16 protein-coding genes are annotated in these 15,418 nt (G+C 69.9%); 11 read left to right on the top strand and 5 right to left on the bottom strand.

Translation table 11 applies throughout. From position 1 onward, the window contains the following. Positions 1-322 precede the first annotated feature (322 nt). Together G4D83_RS40990 and G4D83_RS40985 are read left to right on the top strand one after the other, a co-directional pair. The gene (locus G4D83_RS40990; protein ID WP_163870390.1) at positions 323-1,483 is read left to right on the top strand and encodes a hypothetical protein; all 1,161 of its coding nucleotides are present in this window, start codon (positions 323-325) and stop codon (positions 1,481-1,483) included. Continuing rightward, positions 1,480-2,106: a hypothetical protein gene (locus G4D83_RS40985; RefSeq protein WP_163870389.1), complete on the top strand. Its 627-nt coding sequence runs from the start codon at positions 1,480-1,482 to the stop codon at positions 2,104-2,106. The genes G4D83_RS40990 and G4D83_RS40985 overlap by 4 nt, the downstream gene beginning before the upstream one ends. Before the next feature lie 3 nt (positions 2,107-2,109). Here G4D83_RS40985 and G4D83_RS40980 read toward each other — a convergent pair whose 3' ends face one another. Continuing rightward, a complete protein-coding gene (locus tag G4D83_RS40980) occupies positions 2,110-2,523 on the bottom strand; it encodes a DNA-binding transcriptional response regulator (protein ID WP_163870388.1) in 414 nt (137 codons plus the stop codon). Positions 2,524-2,535: 12 nt separating this feature from the next. Then, entirely contained in the window at positions 2,536-2,985 is a 450-nt protein-coding gene (locus G4D83_RS40975) for a DMT family transporter (protein WP_163870387.1), read from the bottom strand. A gap of 128 nt (positions 2,986-3,113) precedes the next feature. On the opposite strand from G4D83_RS40975, the gene G4D83_RS40970 reads away from it, so the two are divergent. The 3 genes from G4D83_RS40970 to G4D83_RS40960 are packed head-to-tail and all read left to right on the top strand — an operon-like array spanning position 3,114 to position 5,867. Beyond that, positions 3,114-4,493: a DEAD/DEAH box helicase family protein gene (locus G4D83_RS40970; RefSeq protein ID WP_163870386.1), complete on the top strand. Its 1,380-nt coding sequence runs from the start codon at positions 3,114-3,116 to the stop codon at positions 4,491-4,493. A 1-nt stretch (position 4,494) separates the two neighbouring features. Continuing rightward, positions 4,495-4,656, top strand: coding sequence for a hypothetical protein (locus G4D83_RS40965; protein ID WP_163870385.1), 162 nt, complete (start codon positions 4,495-4,497; stop codon positions 4,654-4,656). Further along, positions 4,650-5,867, top strand: a complete 1,218-nt coding sequence (locus G4D83_RS40960) for a DUF790 family protein (RefSeq protein WP_163870384.1) — start codon at positions 4,650-4,652, stop codon at positions 5,865-5,867. Before G4D83_RS40965 ends, G4D83_RS40960 begins: the two co-directional genes overlap by 7 nt. A gap of 15 nt (positions 5,868-5,882) precedes the next feature. Here G4D83_RS40960 and G4D83_RS40955 read toward each other — a convergent pair whose 3' ends face one another. Then, complete coding sequence (locus G4D83_RS40955) at positions 5,883-6,254, bottom strand: helix-turn-helix transcriptional regulator (RefSeq protein ID WP_163870383.1); 372 nt, start codon at positions 6,252-6,254, stop codon at positions 5,883-5,885. 125 nt (positions 6,255-6,379) lie between these two features. Here G4D83_RS40955 and G4D83_RS40950 point away from each other — a divergent pair, with 125 nt between their 5' ends. Together G4D83_RS40950 and G4D83_RS40945 are read left to right on the top strand one after the other, a co-directional pair. Next, entirely contained in the window at positions 6,380-6,757 is a 378-nt protein-coding gene (locus G4D83_RS40950; protein WP_163870382.1) for a response regulator, read from the top strand. A gap of 60 nt (positions 6,758-6,817) precedes the next feature. Further along, complete coding sequence (locus tag G4D83_RS40945; protein ID WP_163870381.1) at positions 6,818-7,651, top strand: metallophosphoesterase family protein; 834 nt, start codon at positions 6,818-6,820, stop codon at positions 7,649-7,651. 108 nt (positions 7,652-7,759) lie between these two features. On the opposite strand, the gene G4D83_RS40940 is transcribed toward G4D83_RS40945, so the two are convergent. Continuing rightward, positions 7,760-9,979 (bottom strand): M4 family metallopeptidase, encoded by a 2,220-nt coding sequence (locus tag G4D83_RS40940; protein ID WP_163870380.1) that lies wholly within the window; start codon positions 9,977-9,979, stop codon positions 7,760-7,762. A gap of 577 nt (positions 9,980-10,556) precedes the next feature. Between G4D83_RS40940 and G4D83_RS40935 the strand changes: the two genes are divergently transcribed. The 3 genes from G4D83_RS40935 to G4D83_RS40925 all read left to right on the top strand — a co-directional run bounded on the left by G4D83_RS40935 (position 10,557) and on the right by G4D83_RS40925 (position 13,177). Continuing rightward, a complete protein-coding gene (locus tag G4D83_RS40935) occupies positions 10,557-11,534 on the top strand; it encodes an NADPH:quinone oxidoreductase family protein (RefSeq protein WP_163870379.1) in 978 nt (325 codons plus the stop codon). 127 nt (positions 11,535-11,661) lie between these two features. Further along, positions 11,662-11,970 (top strand): hypothetical protein, encoded by a 309-nt coding sequence (locus tag G4D83_RS40930; RefSeq protein WP_163870378.1) that lies wholly within the window; start codon positions 11,662-11,664, stop codon positions 11,968-11,970. Between the two features lie 28 nt (positions 11,971-11,998). Then, positions 11,999-13,177 carry a winged helix-turn-helix domain-containing protein gene (locus G4D83_RS40925; RefSeq protein ID WP_163870377.1) on the top strand — a complete coding sequence of 393 codons (1,179 nt, stop codon included), beginning with the start codon at positions 11,999-12,001 and terminating at the stop codon, positions 13,175-13,177. A gap of 19 nt (positions 13,178-13,196) precedes the next feature. Here G4D83_RS40925 and G4D83_RS40920 read toward each other — a convergent pair whose 3' ends face one another. Continuing rightward, on the bottom strand, positions 13,197-13,601 hold the full coding sequence (locus G4D83_RS40920; protein WP_163870376.1) for a hypothetical protein: 405 nt from the start codon (positions 13,599-13,601) through the stop codon (positions 13,197-13,199). A gap of 137 nt (positions 13,602-13,738) precedes the next feature. Between G4D83_RS40920 and G4D83_RS40915 the strand changes: the two genes are divergently transcribed. Continuing rightward, a complete protein-coding gene (locus G4D83_RS40915; protein ID WP_163870375.1) occupies positions 13,739-15,325 on the top strand; it encodes an MYXO-CTERM sorting domain-containing protein in 1,587 nt (528 codons plus the stop codon). The last annotated feature ends 93 nt before the right edge of the window (positions 15,326-15,418 follow it).

Below are 15,418 nucleotides of genomic sequence, written 5' to 3'. Positions count from 1 at the left end.
TCCCCCTCACCGGCCCCCATCCCCACCGACGAACCCTGCCTCCCCACTCCAGGCACCGACTCGTCTCCGCCCAGCCCCTTGCACGACACGTCCCCGCCCCCAACGCCCCCCCACCGGACCGCGTCATCCCCCGCGACATGAACCCATAGCATTCGCCGTGCCGACGCCCGCACGGCGCTCGAAACCAATGAGTTCGCGGAGTTGCGCGGAGGGAGTGGGCCCTTGGGGCGAGGCCTCCGGTCGGAACCGGAAAAATCTCCGGACCTCCAGGGAGGGCGGCCTAACGTGGGTGGCCGTCGTTTGATGAAGGGGAGGAATCGCTTTGCGCCTGCAAGTCGTCGCCACCGCCCTGCTTGCCCTCTGCGGGTGCTCACGCACCACGGAGGGGCCCACGCCCGTGGTGGAGCGAGCCGTCAACCCCCGGACTCGCGCCTCCACGCTGACCCAGCTCTGCAACGCGCAGGGCGGGCAGACGGGCTGGGGCCTGGAGGTGGAGGGCAAGCGCTTCACCCCCGTGCCCGGCGAGGCGCTCACGGACACGCCCACGGTGGAGCTGCCGGAAGTGACGCTGCGGGGGCCGTCCACGTACACGCTGTCGCGGAGCCAGGTCTTCTACGTGCGGCCGGAGCTGCTGCTCCTCAACGTGCCCACTAGCGACAGCACCCCCCCGGTGGAGCTGCTGCCGGGCACCTATGCGGTGGAGGTCGCCAATCCCCTGGGTGGCACCGCCACGCTGCGAGACGCGCTGACGGTGGTGCCGCCGCCCACGGTGACGCGGGTGGTGCCGCCGGCGGATGGGTACTCGGCCACGGGCGCCAATCCCATCGTCCTGGAGGGTCGTGACTTCCAGCCAGGCACATCCCCCATCATCCTCCTGCGCCGCGAGGGCATGGCCGACCAGCCCCTCTTCTTCGTCACCGTCGTCTCCGCGACGCGCATCGAGTCGGAGATTCCGCCGGGCACTCCCGAGGGCATCTATGACCTGGTGCTCACCCTGCCCGAGGGCTGTTCGGCCGTCGCGGCCGGTGGCATCGACCTCGTCTACCCCCACCTGGGCACCCTCACGCTGACGCCGAGGTCCGGGAGCGAGCTGAGCAACACCCCCATCCGGCTCTTCAATGCGCCCACGGGAGCGCAGCGCGGCTTCACGGACGTGCCGGAGCTGTTCGTGCTGGCGCCCTTGAAGACGGCGCCCACCCTGTCGCAGCGCATTCCCCTTCGCGCGGTGACGCGGGTGTCCGCCACGGAAGTCACCGCGGAGCTCCCCTCGTGCTCGGGCTTCGAGGAGCCGGGAGGTGACCCCAAGTGCCCCCAGGGCCTCGCCCCGGGCGGGCCCTATGCGCTCGAAGTCATCGACCCGAGCGGCGCGGTGGGCCTGGTGCCCGCGGTGGAGGGCTTCACCGTGGTGGCCGCGCCGACCGCGACGCTGACTTCCGAAGACGGGGCCCGCCCCGTGCCGTTGTCTGGAGCGCTCCTGCCATGAACGCACTCGTCCTCGTCGCGCTCACCGCGCTCGCCGCTTCCGGCTCGAAGTCCGCCGCCTCGACGGAGGGGGTCGGTGGAGGCCGCGTCCTGCTGGCGCCGAAGGTGGGCTTCTTCAAGTCCACCGCGCCGCTGGGCGGCGACCTCTACCTGGGCCTGGAGCTGGGCTACGTCACGCCGCTCTTGAAGCGACGGCTCGCGGTGGTGCTGGAGGTGAACTACCACCGGCCGCAGGCGTCGGGCGTGCTCACCGACCCGCAGCTGGGCGGCTTCGGCGCGCCCCCTCCGGATGGGAGCTACACGCTCGCGGTGCGCGAGGTGGCCTTCCTGCTGTCGGCGGTATTCCGCTTCGAGCGGGCGCTGGGCTCGCTGACTCCGTACGTGGGCGGCGGGCCGGGCCTGTACCTGCACCGCGCCACGTCCGACCTCTTCGGCGCCACCGCGTCGGAGAGCGGCGGCGGACTGGGACTGCAGGCCCTGGCCGGACTGGAGCTTCCGCTGGGCCCGGGTGGTCTCTTCCTGGAGGCGCACTACCACCTGGCCCCGCTGGACTTCGTCACCACGGGCGACGTGAATGTCGGGGGCTTCCTCGCGGGAGGACTGGGCTACCGCCTGCGCCTGTGAGGCTCAGGCCCGGCCGACGGGCGGGCGCAGCACCCTCAGCACTTCCTGGGCGACCAAATCCCGCACCGCGGTCCTCAAGGAGTCGAGGAGCTGGTGGAGGGACTCGGTGCTGTCCCCGGGCGCTTCGATGACGCGCTCGTGGCTTCCGTCGAAGATGCGCATCCGGCCCGGCACCAGCGCGATGACCGGCTGCGTCGGGTGCCGCTTGCGCAAGAGCCCGAGGAACAGCGGGAAGTCCTCGTCCTGCCTGCGCAGGTCCACCACCACGAGCGCGGGCGGCGCGGTGGTGATGGAGGCGAGCGCGTCGTCGGTGTCGCCGGTGGCGGAGATGAGCAGGCTCTCGTCATCGACAGCGAGCACGCGGCGCAGCAGCTCGCGGGACGCGACATGGGGGCTGGCGATGAGGACGCGACGCATCTGCCGGGAAACCTAACCCTTCCAGACGGCGATGGCCGCACCAGAGAAGGCGACCACCGACCCCAGCACCCGGGCGAGCGTGGCGGGACGGTTCTCCACCATCGCATCCCAGACGAGGCTGGTGGCGAGCTGCGCGGCCATGAGCAGCAGGACGGACTCCACGGCGCCCACGCGGCCGATGGCCCAGGGCATGCCGACGACGATGACGACGCCACACAGTCCGGGCAGCAGGTGCCAGAAGGTGAAGCCGGAGAAGCGGCCTTGCGTGGACGCGGCCTCGGGCCACAGGCCGGGCACCGAGCGCGCCACGGCGTACACGGCGAAGGTGGCCACCGTCGCCACCACCATGTTCATCAGCACCGCGCCCAGCAGGCCCCACTGGCCGGCGAAGCGCTTGTTGAGACCACCCTGGGCGACGACCGCCAGCCCACACAGCAGGGGAACGAGCGAGACAAAACGCATGGGCGCGGGTGGGTATCCCGAACGCGGGGCCTCCTGCAAGGAGACATGCGCGGCCCCGACTTCCCTCTCGCCTTCTCATGAGGCTGGCGAAACGTGGATTGACCGGCTAGGTCCTCCAGAGGACGTCCATGGCCGGCACCTGCGAGCTCCACTTCGACTGCGGCACGCTGGTGGCTCCCACGCTGCCGGAGGACGCGCGGCTGCTCGCCCTCTTCCAGAAGGACGGACGCACGGGGGTGTACCGCGCCCCGGCCTGGCACTACCGCGACGTGGTGCTGCGGCTGCGGGAGCTGGGCGTGGCGTACGCGGACCGGGCGAAGCGCTTCGAGCCGCTCGACGCGACGCTCACCGTGCCCATCCAGCCGTTTCCCCACCAGCGCGCGGCGCTGGAGGCGTGGACGCAGGCGGGAGGACGGGGCCTGGTGGAGCTGCCGACGGGCGCGGGCAAGACGCTGCTGGCGGTGCTGGCCATCGCCCACGTGAAGCGCCCCACCCTGGTGGTGGTGCCGACGCTGGACCTGATGACGCAGTGGCAGGGCGTGCTCTCGCGCCACTTCGCCCTGCCGGTGGGGATGCTGGGCGGAGGGGTGAATGACCGGCAGCCGTTGACGGTGACGACGTACGACTCGGCGGCGATGCAGACGGAGTTCCACGGCAACCGCTTCGGCCTGCTCGTCTGTGACGAGTGCCACCACCTTCCGGCCCCCAGCTACCGCTTCATCGCGGAGGGCTCGCTGGCGCCCTACCGGCTGGGCCTCACCGCGACGCTGGAGCGCACGGACGGCGGCGAGCGGGTGTGCGAGGAACTGCTGGGTCCACGCGTGCACCGCACCGACATCCGCGAGCTTCAGGGCGAGTACCTAGCGCCCTATGAGGTGAAGCAGGTGGCGGTGCCGCTGACGGCGGACGAGAAGGCGCGCTACGACGAGGCGCGGGCGCTCTATCTCAACTTCGTGCGCAAGCTGGGCGTGCGGTTGTCGGCGCCGGACGGGTGGGCGCGCTTCCTGGCGCAGAGCCAGCGCAGCGACGAGGGCCGGGCCGCGTACCGTGGCTACCGCGAGCAGCGCCGCATCGCCCTCACCTCCAGCGGCAAGCAGGAGGTGCTGTGGCGCATCCTCCTGGAGCACCGCGAGGACCGCGTCCTCGTCTTCACCGACGACAACGAGACGGTGTACACGCTGGCGCGAAGGCTGCTCCTGCCCGCGCTCACGCACCACACGCCCGTGCCCGAGCGCAAGGCGCTGCTGGCCGCGTTCTCGTCCGGGGAGCTGCCCGTGCTGCTCACCTCGCGTGTGCTGAACGAGGGCGTCGACGTGCCCGAGGCGCGCGTGGGCGTGGTGCTCAGCGGCAGCGGCAGCGTGCGCGAACATGTGCAGCGGCTGGGGCGCATCCTGCGCAAGCGCCCGGGGAAGCGCGCGCTCCTGTACGAGGTGTGCTCCGCGCAGACGGCGGAGAGCGGCATCAGCGAGCGACGGCGCCAGCATGATGCCTACCAGGAGGAACCCTGAGGTGAGCGCGCTCTCACATGAAGTGGGCTCCGCGCTGACGCCGAAGTGCGGCGGCGCCACCATGTCGCCCACCGATAGGACCCCTGAGGTGTTGACGCCCGCGCGCCCCATCGTCGGCGATGGACTGTCACGCAGTGGCCTCACGCGAGGCCCGCTGTGCTGACACGCGAGCTGCTCGCCTTCCGCGTGAGCAAGGGCGTGCTGCGCCCGGTCTTCGTGAAGCGCGACGACGAGGCCCTGCTGTCACTCGCCTCGGACCTGCTGGCCACCGTGGAGTCGTCACGGGGCGAGACGTGCGACGACGTGGAGGAGATGCTGGGCCTGTCCGCCGGAGCCTTCGCGCGCCCCAAAATCGCGCGCGGGCTGGTGAAGCTGCTCGTGGACCGGCTCGTCTTCGAGGAGCCCGCGCCCGGTGCATCCGAAGCCCGCTGGGAGCGCTTCAAGACGGCCGCCCGGACCTTGCGCACGCTGACACCCGACACCTCCGTGGAGGGTTACGAGGCACGCCTGGAAGCAGCCCTGGGCGTGCCACTGACGGACGCGCGGGACGCGCTCTATGCGGACCTGCCCGGCAATCGGAAGCTGCTGGGCTGGGACGCGGAAGCGCCCACGGCGCAGGTGCTCCTGGACCGCTACAACCTCGCGCTGGCCCAGGGGCCACTGCTGTCGGCCCGGCGCCTGACGCTGCGGGCTCGCTCACCGGAACTGCTGCGCGTGCGCAAGGTGCTCCGGTGGCTGAAGTTCTGCCGCCTGGTCGCGGAGGTGCGGCGTGACGGCCCGGACTGGGAGCTGGAAGTGGAAGGGCCCGGGGCCATGCTGGCGATGCAGAAGAAGTACGGCCTGCAGCTCGCCTCGTTCCTGTCCGTCGTCCCGGTGCTGGAGCGCTGGGAGCTGAAGGCCACCGTGGAGCCCTCGCGACGACAGGCCACGCTCACGTTGAGCGACAAGGACCCGCTCGTCTCTCCCCTACCCGCCGCGTTGGGCCACGTGCCCGAAGAGGTCGCCTCGCTGTCGGCGAGCTTCGTGGATGACGCGTGGGAGCTGGACCTCACGCCCCTGCCCCGGCACGTGGGCGCCGCGAGCCTGTGCGTCCCGGACCTGACCTTCCGCCACCGCGCGTCGCGACACGAGGTCGCCCTGGAGCTGTTCCACCCCTGGCACGCGAGCGCACTGACCCGCAGGCTCGCGGAGCTGCGCACCCGGCCCGACGCGGGACTGCTGCTCGGAGTGGACCGCGCGCTGCTGTCGAAGGAGCCCGCCGAGCGAGAGACGCTGGAGGCCCACCCCCAGGTCGTCCTCTTCCACGGATTCCCCTCCGCGAAGAAGCTGCGCGAGCGACTGGGAAAGCTGGAGAGAGCGCGCGCCGGGACGTAGGCGCAGCGCCCGGAGTCAGCCGTTGCCCTTGGGGCGGAACTGCGCGGCCAGGACGCTCAAGAGGCGGATGGCGCCGCGGTCCAGTTGCTTCGCACGACGCAGCAGGCGGCGCAGCTCACCGGACTCGCCATACTCACTGGGAGGCTCCGCGGCCCACTTCACCTCGCCGGACGGCTTGAGACCCAGCGCTTCGTCCGCGGAGATGGAGAGCACCACGCACAGCCGACGGAAGGTCTGGATGCTCGGCAACATGTGGCCGCGCTCCAGTCGCCCATAGACTTCACTCGCGATACCGATGCGCTCCGCGACGTCGGCCTGCGTCAGATTCAGGCGGGTCCGGGCGAGTCGCGCAGCTCCTCCGAGGCGGGATGCGAGGGTCTTTTCCATGTTCGTTAACCTAACGGGTCTACCCATGTCGATATGACTTGAGAGGTTGGCATCCAAGAACTTCCCAGGTAGTCTTGAGAGAACCTGACCTGAGGCGTTCCCCTCAACCCGAGGACGTCGAAGCGATGACCGTGATGCCCGTGCTCACCTTCTTGTTCGTGGACGAAGACCCGCGCGCACTCGCCGCGCTGCGGCGACTCGCGAGGGACCTGCCAGGTGGGAAGCGCTACGCGCGAGACATGACCGAAGCGCTCGCGCTCGTGCGTGAAGAGGTGCCGCGCGTGGTGGTGAGCGGGGATCTGCTTCCGGATGGAGACGGGCTCGGTCTGCTGGAGCAGGTGCGCGCGCACCATCCCTGCACGGCCTGCGCGCTCCACGCGGTGCGGCCTCCCGCCCGGCCGTGTCCCCGGGGCATCACCTGGGTGGACCGCGCCGCGCCTCCGTCGGAAGTGTACGCGCTGTTGCGCGCCCTGGGCGCGAACCCCGGGAAGTGCTCCGCCTGAGCCGTGGGCGCCCTCCGTGCGGCGCGCCCCGCCCTCCCGCGTTAAGGTGGCCGCGCCGCCATGAAGCTCTACGCCATCAGTGACTTGCACCTGCGCCACGCCGACAACCGCCAGGCCCTGCAGACCCTCCCCTTCTTCCCGGATGACTGGCTCATCGTCGCGGGCGACGTGGGCGAGAGCCTCTCCGAGATGGACTTCATGCTGCGCACGCTGACGGCGCGCTTCCGGCAGGTCCTCTGGGTACCGGGCAACCACGAATTGTGGACCATGCCCTCCGAGCAGCCGCAGCTGAAGGGCGACGCGCGCTACCAGCGGTTGGTGGCGCTGTGCCGCAGCCACGGCGCACTCACGCCCGAGGACCCGTACCCGCGCTGGCCCGGCGAGGGCCCTCACCGCGTCCTCGTCCCCATGTTCCTGGGCTACGACTACTCGTTCCGTCCGGACCACGTGCCAGAGGACAAGGCGCTGGAGTGGGCGTGGGAGGATGACCTGCTGTGCACCGACGAGGTGCTGCTGCACCCGGAGCCCTACTCGAGCCGCTCCGCCTGGTGCGCCGCGCGCGTGGAGGCGACTCAAGCCCGGCTCGAGGCGCTGCCCGCGGGCTGCGCCACGGTGCTCATCAACCACTACCCGCTGCGCTACGAGCACGTGCGCCTGCCGCGCATCCCCCGCTTCTCCATCTGGTGCGGGACGAAGCGCACCGAGGACTGGCACGCGCGCTACCGGGCCGAAGTCGTCGTCACCGGCCACCTCCACATTCCGCTGACGCAGTGGCGGGACGGCGTGCGCTTCGAGGAGGTGTCGCTCGGCTACCCGCAGCAGTGGAAGCACCGGGGCGGAATCGAGCGGTGCCTGCGCGAAATCCTGCCGGGCCCCGCTGTCCGCCCGCTCTGAGGAAGCCCCACCCCCCGCACATGACAAAGCCCCGGACGTCCGTGAGGAAACGGACGACCGGGGCCTGGGCCGGCGCGACCCGAAGGCCGCGCCGGTGACGTCAGGTGCTTACTTGTGCGACGCGATGAACGCGATGCCTTCGTAGCCGCCCTTCGCGCCGAAGACCTCGATGTAGTACTTGCCGGCCGGCACGTTGATGAGGTTGCACACCTCGGACTGGTGCTCCTTCACGCTGCGGCAGTCGTAGTCGAACTTCGACGGCGCCGACGCCAGCTTGACGTAGATGTCCGGGTTGCCCTCACCCTCGCCCGTCTGGATGTAGAGGCTGTTGATGCCGGTGCCGGGCTTGCGCTCCGGAACCTGGATGGTGAACACGCGCGAGGAACCCGCCGCGCCAGAGAGGTTCTTCACGGCCACGCCGCTCTGCACGGGCACGAAGCCACCCTTCCAGGTGACGGTCAGCGTCACGCCCGTGTAGGGGCTGAAGCCGTTGAGCATCACGTACCACTTGCCGTGGTTCGGCGTGGGGAACGGGCAGCTCTCCGCGTTGCCCGAGCGGTACGGACGGCAGTCGTACAGGCTCGTCGTCGGAGCATTGCCGAACCGGACATACATGTCCGCGTCGCCCGTGCCACCGGCGATGGAGACGTTCAGGTCATACGCGCCTTCCGGCAGGTCGAACTCCCAGTACTTCTTCTCGCCGCGGCCACCGGAGATGTCCGAGATGGGGACATCCTTCTCGATGGGGTCCGAGTCGATGATGATGGGCACGCCGACGCCCGTCGCCTTCCAGGCGTTGCTCACGGACTCAATCTCGGCGGCGGTGTAGCCGAGCTGCGCGGCGGCCTGCTCGGTGGCGAGCTTGGCGGCCTCGAAGCCGGAGCCGGCCATCAGGATGTCGCGGTTGGCGCGGTAGAAGATCTGCCCGGCCTTCTCGATGCCGATGCCAGCGACCACGGTGGTGGTCTTGGCGCGCGGGTGCGTGCCACCCTGCGAGAGCAGGTAGAACGCCAGGTTGGAGATACCCGAGCTGTAGTGCACGTCCACGCCGGAGGAGTAGTCCGGGTAGTAGTCGAGCGAGTCGCCGTCCTGCGTGGGGTTCGCCATGTAGCGCAGGGCGTCGTTCGGGATGGACGGGGTCCAGATGTCGTCGCCCACCAGCCACGTACGGGCGCTGACGACGTTGCCGTCGCCGAACCACTCGCACACCGCGCCGAAGATGTCCGACATGGACTCGTTCAGGCCGCCGGACTCACCGGAGTAGGTGAGGTTGGACTCGTTCTCCGTCACGGCGTGCGTCAGCTCGTGCGCCGTCACGTCCAGCGAGTTCGCCAGGTTGCTGGCGTTCACGCCGTCGCCATCGCCGTACACCATCTGGACACCGTCCCAGAAGGCGTTCACGTAGGCGACGCGGTGGTGCACGGTGCTGATGAGGATGCCACCGGTGTTGTTGATGGAGTCGCGACCGTACAGCTCCTGGTAGCAGTCGTAGACGGTGCCCAGGTGGTCGTAGTTGGTGTTGACGACCGGGTCGGCGTGCTCGGGCTGACCCTCGGTGCGAACCACCACGCCCGGCAGGGTCGTGGTGTTGTTGCCGTTGTGCATGCGGCGGTTGAGCGCCGTGTGGATCTGCGGCAGGCGGGCAATCACATCGCCGTTCTTCGCGTTCACGATGACGAAGTCGCGAATCGGGGTGCCGTCGCGCTTCTCACCCGTCTGGGTGAGCTTGTACGACAGGATGAGCTGGTCGGAGTCGCGCCAGTAGACGAGCTCGCTCTCCTCCTGGATGACCAGACCCTCGTGCGTCTCGCGGTCGGCCTGGAGGGACGCCTTCGCCACCGACACATCGACGCCGGCCTTGGCCTCGGCCTTCAGGTCGCTGCGGGTGTTGGTGTTCGCCGCGTAGACCTCACCATTGCGGGCGTGGATGCGCAGCTCGCCGCCCAGCACGGGGATGTTGTTGACCCGGACGCCATAGCGGAAGTGGCTGTCGCCCTGGGGGTCCGTGTACGCCTTCTTCAGGAACAGGTCGCCCGTGTTCAGGTGGAACAGGGGAGCCACGGCCGCCACCGCGGGGGCCAGCTCGGCCTCACGCATGGACGCCGCGCCCGCGGGCGAAATCACCAGCTGGCCCAGCTTGCCCGTGATGAACGTCGGGATGCCGGAGGCATCCTTGTCAAGGATCTTCGTCCCAGCGGACTCCAGGGCCGCGGTCTTGCTCGCGGTTTCCTGGGGCTTCGCCTCGGGAGCAGGGGTGGACTCGTTGCAACCAACAAGGAAGGACAGCGCCGCAACACCAAGTGCACCGCGCACTCGCTGATTCACCATTGTAATCCTCCTAAGCGGAAAGATTAGAAAGCACAGTGCCACGGGAGGGTTACGTATTTCAAGGTTGCGCGATAATTTTACTAAGTAGCCTATTCTCAAATTCCGAGTTTAGGATAAATTACTCAGATATTTCATGCACTTATGGGTGCCCTACCCGGTACTTTTGAAGAACCGTGCGACGTAGTGGGTAACCCCAGCCCCCTCAGTATTTCCCGAAAAAGGCGTGACCGAAGACAGCCAGCCGGGGTCCGCGCGCGAGGCCCGGCGGCATTTTTCGCCGCATTTTCGACAGGAATTGAGGGTGGGAGGGATTCCGGCGTCCGAGTGGCGCGGCCATGTGTTTTCAGGCTCGCGCTCTACCTCTGAGCTATCCCCCGGAAAGACAGTCGGGAGAGCTGGATTCGAACCAGCGACATCAAGCGCCCAGGGCGTGTAGGACCGCACCGGCCGGACGCCGGAATCTCTTTCGAAGACGCGTGCCGCGCGCGGCGCCTGACAGGGATATCCACGAGCGCTCGCCGTGTCCCTTTGCGGATGAGGTGCGGTGCGCGAGGCTCTCCCGCAGGGAGGAAGGGACATGCGCGCACTTCAGTTGCAGCGACTGGAAGGACCCGAGGGCCTCACGCTGGTGGAGGTTCCGGAGCCCGACGCAGCGGACGCGGTGCTCATCGACGTGGTGGCCGCGGGGGTGAGCTTTCCGGATCTGCTGCTCACTCGAGGGCAGTACCAGATGAAGCCGCCGGTGCCCTTCGTACCGGGCGTGGAGGTGGCGGGCGTGGTGCGCTCGGCGCCCGCGAGCGCCGCGGTGAAGCCGGGCGACCGGGTGATGGCGTTCAGCTTCGGCCTGGGAGGGTTCGCGGAAGTCGCCGCGATTTCGCCGGACATGGTGTTCCGCATCCCCGCGCGGTGGAGCTTCGAGGCGGCGGCGGGCGTGGTGATGAACTACCACACGGCGCACTTCGCGCTGCACCGGCGCGGGCGCTTGAAGTCCGGCGAGACGGTGCTGGTGCACGGCGCGGCGGGTGGCGTGGGTACGGCGTCCGTGCAGGTGGCGCGCGGCGCGGGGGCGCGGGTGCTCGCGGTGGTGAGTGACGAGCGAAAGGCGGAGGTGGCCCGCAAGGCAGGGGCGCACGAGGTGCTGCTGTCGAGCGGGGACTGGCTCTCGCAGGTGAAGGAGAAGACAGGCGGCCTGGGCGTCAACGTGGTGTTGGACCCGGTGGGTGGCGACATCTTCGACAAGAGCCTCAAGGCGCTGGCGCCGGAGGGACGGCTGCTGGTGGTGGGCTTCGCGGGAGGCCGCATCCCCGAGGTCGCGGTGAACCGCTTGCTCCTGCGCAACATCGACGTCGTGGGCGTGGCGTGGGGCGGCTTCCTCCTCCATGAGCCGTCGCTGACGGCGACCATCGCCAAGGACCTGGAGGCGATGGCGGACCAGGGACTCCTCGAGCCGGTGGTGGGCAGCGTCTTCCCGCTGGAGCAGGGCGCGCAGGCCCTGCGGGAGCTGGAGAGCCGACGCGCCACGGGCAAGGTGGTGCTGCGCATGAGAGCGGGCTGAGGGCGCCTGGGTGGGCGACGGGCGAACTCCGCTCGCCCACCGAGCATGCGGCCCGTCATGGCGCCGCGCCGGCTCGCTGCCGCCGTCGAGCGTCGTCCGCAAGTTGCGGACAGGAGGTATCAGCACCATGGCGGACGACCCCATCATCGACCGACAGCACCAGCGCGAGCGCGAGCAGGAGCGCCAGCGGCTGCGGGAGCAGGAAGAGAAGGACCTGGAGGTGGAGGCGCGGCGAGGCGCTCGTCCCCTGGAGGGCTACGCGGGAGGGCACACCACCTGGGCCAGCGCCCAGGATGACGCGGCGGCCTCCGTCGTCCACGCCCACGACGCGGAGGAGTCCTGGGAGGCCAGCCAGCGACAAGCCCGCCTGGAGCCCGAGCCCGTGGGCCGCGCCGTCGAGGAGGAGGAAGACGAGGCTCCACCCGAGCGCGACTGAGCCGGGGGCACCGGTTAACGTCCGCGCCGTGCCTTCGCCTTCGCTTCCCGCTCCCACCGTGCTGCAGCCCGATGAGGCGCGGCGATATCTCGTCGGACAACTGGGACTCGCGCGCCCCCTGTCTGTTCCCGGGGCGCGCGGAGTTCGCTCGCTCCTCAAGTCGCTGCGCTGCATCCAGTTGGACCCGTTGGATGTCATCGGCACCAACGCGGACCTGGTGGCGCTGGCGCGCGTGGAGGGAATCACGCGCGGCGACGTGTACCGCCACCTGCTGCCGGGACACGCGTTCGAGCACTTCGCCAAGGAGCGCTGCCTGCTGCCCGCGAGCGCCTTCCCGTACTACCGCGAGCGCGCGGCCCAGGCGCCCTGGTGGCGGCTGGAGGAGCGGCTCAAGCGCATCCCCGAGCCGGTGTTGCACGCCGTGCTGGACGAGGTGACGCAGCGAGGCCCGTCGTCCTCTCGCGAGCTGAAGGACCATGGCGCGGTGGTGCCCATCGACTGGAGCGGATGGAAGGGCACCGCGCGCGCCACCGCCATGGCGCTGGAGGTCCTCTGGACGCGCTGCCAGGTGGTGGTGTGCGGACGCGGCCCTGGCGGCAAGGTGTACGACGTCCCCGGACGCGCCCTGCCGAAGATGGCCGAGGCCCGGGTGAAGAGCGCCTTCGAGCGCTGGGCCCTGGGCGAGCGCGTGGAGGCCGCGGGCCTCTTGAGCCGCGCGAGCGGACCGCACTGGTCCATGCTGTCCGACGTGCGCACCTCCGCGCTGCCCGACACGCTGGTCTCCGAGGGCGTGCTCGAGGACGTCACCGTGCCGGGCTCACCCCGTCGATATCTGGCGCCCTCGGGCTTCCGGGAGCGCGAGTTCCCGGAGCCGGACGCGAGGATGCGCATCCTCGGGCCCCTGGACCCGGTGCTGTGGGACAGGGGGCTGGTGAGCGTCGCGTTCGGCTTCGACTACATCTGGGAGGTCTACAAGCCCGCCGCGCAGCGCCAGTGGGGCTGGTACGTGTGCCCGCTGCTCCACCGGGGTCAGCTCGTGGGACGGCTGGAGGCCCGCGTGCGCGAGGGCGTGCTCCAGGTGGACAACCTCTGGCGCGAGAAGGGCGTGAAGCTGGACGACGCGGCGGTGGACGAGGCGCTCGCGCGGCACGCGGTGGCCTGTGGCGCCCAGGCCGTTCGTCGGCCCCGGGCGCGCGTCGCGTCCTGAGACGCGCGGCTCCGGCTCATCAGGGAGGAGGCTTGGGCAGCTCGCGCTCCAGGGCGTCCGCCGCGCCCGCGTCTCGCAGCACGCCGAAGCGCTGACGGGAGGACGCGAGGAGCTGTCCGGCGTAGACGGTGTCCGACAGGGCGCCCACGAAGTCGCCGTGCTCCGCGAGGGTGCGCGCCCGCTCGTCCATCAGGTGGGCGAGGATGCGCGCCTGCTCCGCGTGCGCGAAGAGCCGCACGACGGAGCGCGCGTCGAACACCGTCAGCGTGTCCAGCTCCATGCCGAGCGTCGTGAGACAGGCCTCGCGCAGGCTCTGGAGACTGGCCTCCAGGGAGCGCTCCGCCCGGTTGCGAGCGAGGTCCGGGGCCAGCCGACCGAGCTCGCGAAGGGCCTGGATGACGAAGACCTGACGCAGATGGGGCATGCGGGGGAGAACTACACCCCGGGCCGGAGGAATCATCCAGTCCCCCTGTCCTCCTTTCCCGCGCGCGGGCTCGAGTCGCCTCCCCTGCCACAACGCATGGTGGACCGCTTCCCGGCAGCCGCGTCACACTCCGTGAAATGCACCGTTTCCGATGGGTCTTCCTCGTCCTGCTCCAGTCGCTCGTCGCCCAGGCCACCGAGTACCGCGTCGGCCCTGGCCAGCCCTTCGCCAGCATTGGCGCCGTGCCCTGGGAGTCGCTCAAGCCCGGTGACACCGTGTTCATCCACGCGCGCCCGACGCCCTATGCGGAGAAGTGGGTGCTGGGGGTGCGCGGCACGGCCTCCGCGCCCATCACCGTGCGCGGCGTGCGCGACGCGGCGGGCAACCTGCCGGTCATCGTCGGGGAGAACGCGACGACGCGCTCGCAGCTCAACTTCTGGAGTGAGCAGCGCGGCATCCTGAAGATTGGCGGCTCCAACACGCCCGCCGACACGATGCCCGCCTACCTGGTGGTGGAGGACCTGCACCTGCGCCGCGCCCGAGGAGCCTTCACCGGGCGCAGCGGGGCCTCCACCTACACCACCAACGCCGCCGCCATCTTCATCGAGAAGGGCGAGCACCTCACCATTCGCGGCTGCGTCCTGGAGGACAGCGGCAACGGCCTGTTCGTCGCCAACGAGACGTCGGACCTGCTCGTCGAGCGCAATCACATCCTCGGCAACGGCAACAACGGCAGCATCCTGGAGCACAACGCATACACCGAGGCGCTGGGCATCACCTACCAGTTCAACCGCTTCGGGCCGCTGTGCACCGGGTGTCTGGGAAACAACCTGAAGGACCGGTCCGCCGGCACCGTCATCCGCTACAACTGGATTGAGGGCGGTAACCGGCAACTGGACCTCGTCGAGTCGGACAGCGTGACTGTCCGCGCGGCGGCGTCCTACTCGCGCACCTTCGTCTACGGCAACGTGCTGCTGGAGCCCGAGGGCGCCGGTAACCGGCAGATCGTCCACTTCGGCGGGGACAACGGGACGACGTCCACGTACCGCTCCCAGCTCTACTTCTTCCACAACACCGTCGTCTCCTCGCGCACGGACCGCACCACGCTGCTGCGGCTGTCCTCGAATGCCCAGACGGCCCACGTCACCAGCAACGTCGTCCTGGTGGCCGCGGCGGGAGGCAATACGTTGTCACTCACGGACGAGCTTGGCACGTTGCGGCATGGCGGCAACTGGTACAAGCCGGGCTATGTGTCCACCTTCGCCGGAGTCCCGGTCTCCGTCGTGGACACCGGCGGTAACCTGACTGGCACCACGCCCGGCTTCGTGGACCTCGCGGGCCAGGACTTCCACCTGGCCCAGGGCTCGCCCCTGCGTGGGACCGCCGTGGCGGCGCCCTCCGAGGCCGCGGCCCTCCCAGTGGACTGGCAGTACGTGAAGCACGTCTCCGCCGAGGCACGCACTGTAACCACTCCGGGCCATATCGGCGCGTATGGGGATTCGTCCGGTCCGGTTACCGAGACGCCAGACGCGGGGCCCGGCACTCCAGACTCGGGCCCTGGCACCCCGGACGCGGGGGTTCCTGACTCCGGCCCTGGGACGGATGGGCCGGGGAAGTCCGACGATGACGGTGGCTGCGGAGCGACGGGCGGTGGCTTCGCGGGTCCCCTGGGGCTGCTGACCCTGGCGGCCTTCGCGCTTCGTCGGAAGTGGGCGCGGGCCTGAGCCACCACGGCGAGGCGCCGAGGGCCTCTGTACGAGAGGCCGGAGAGGCTGCGAGACTCCACCCTGGTGGTTGACTCCTCTCCCCTCCCCTCG

Origin of the sequence: Myxococcus eversor (assembly GCF_010894455.1) — a bacterium.
Taxonomy (GTDB): Bacteria; Myxococcota; Myxococcia; order Myxococcales; family Myxococcaceae; genus Myxococcus; species Myxococcus eversor.
This window is presented reverse-complemented; position numbering and strand designations above follow the sequence as displayed.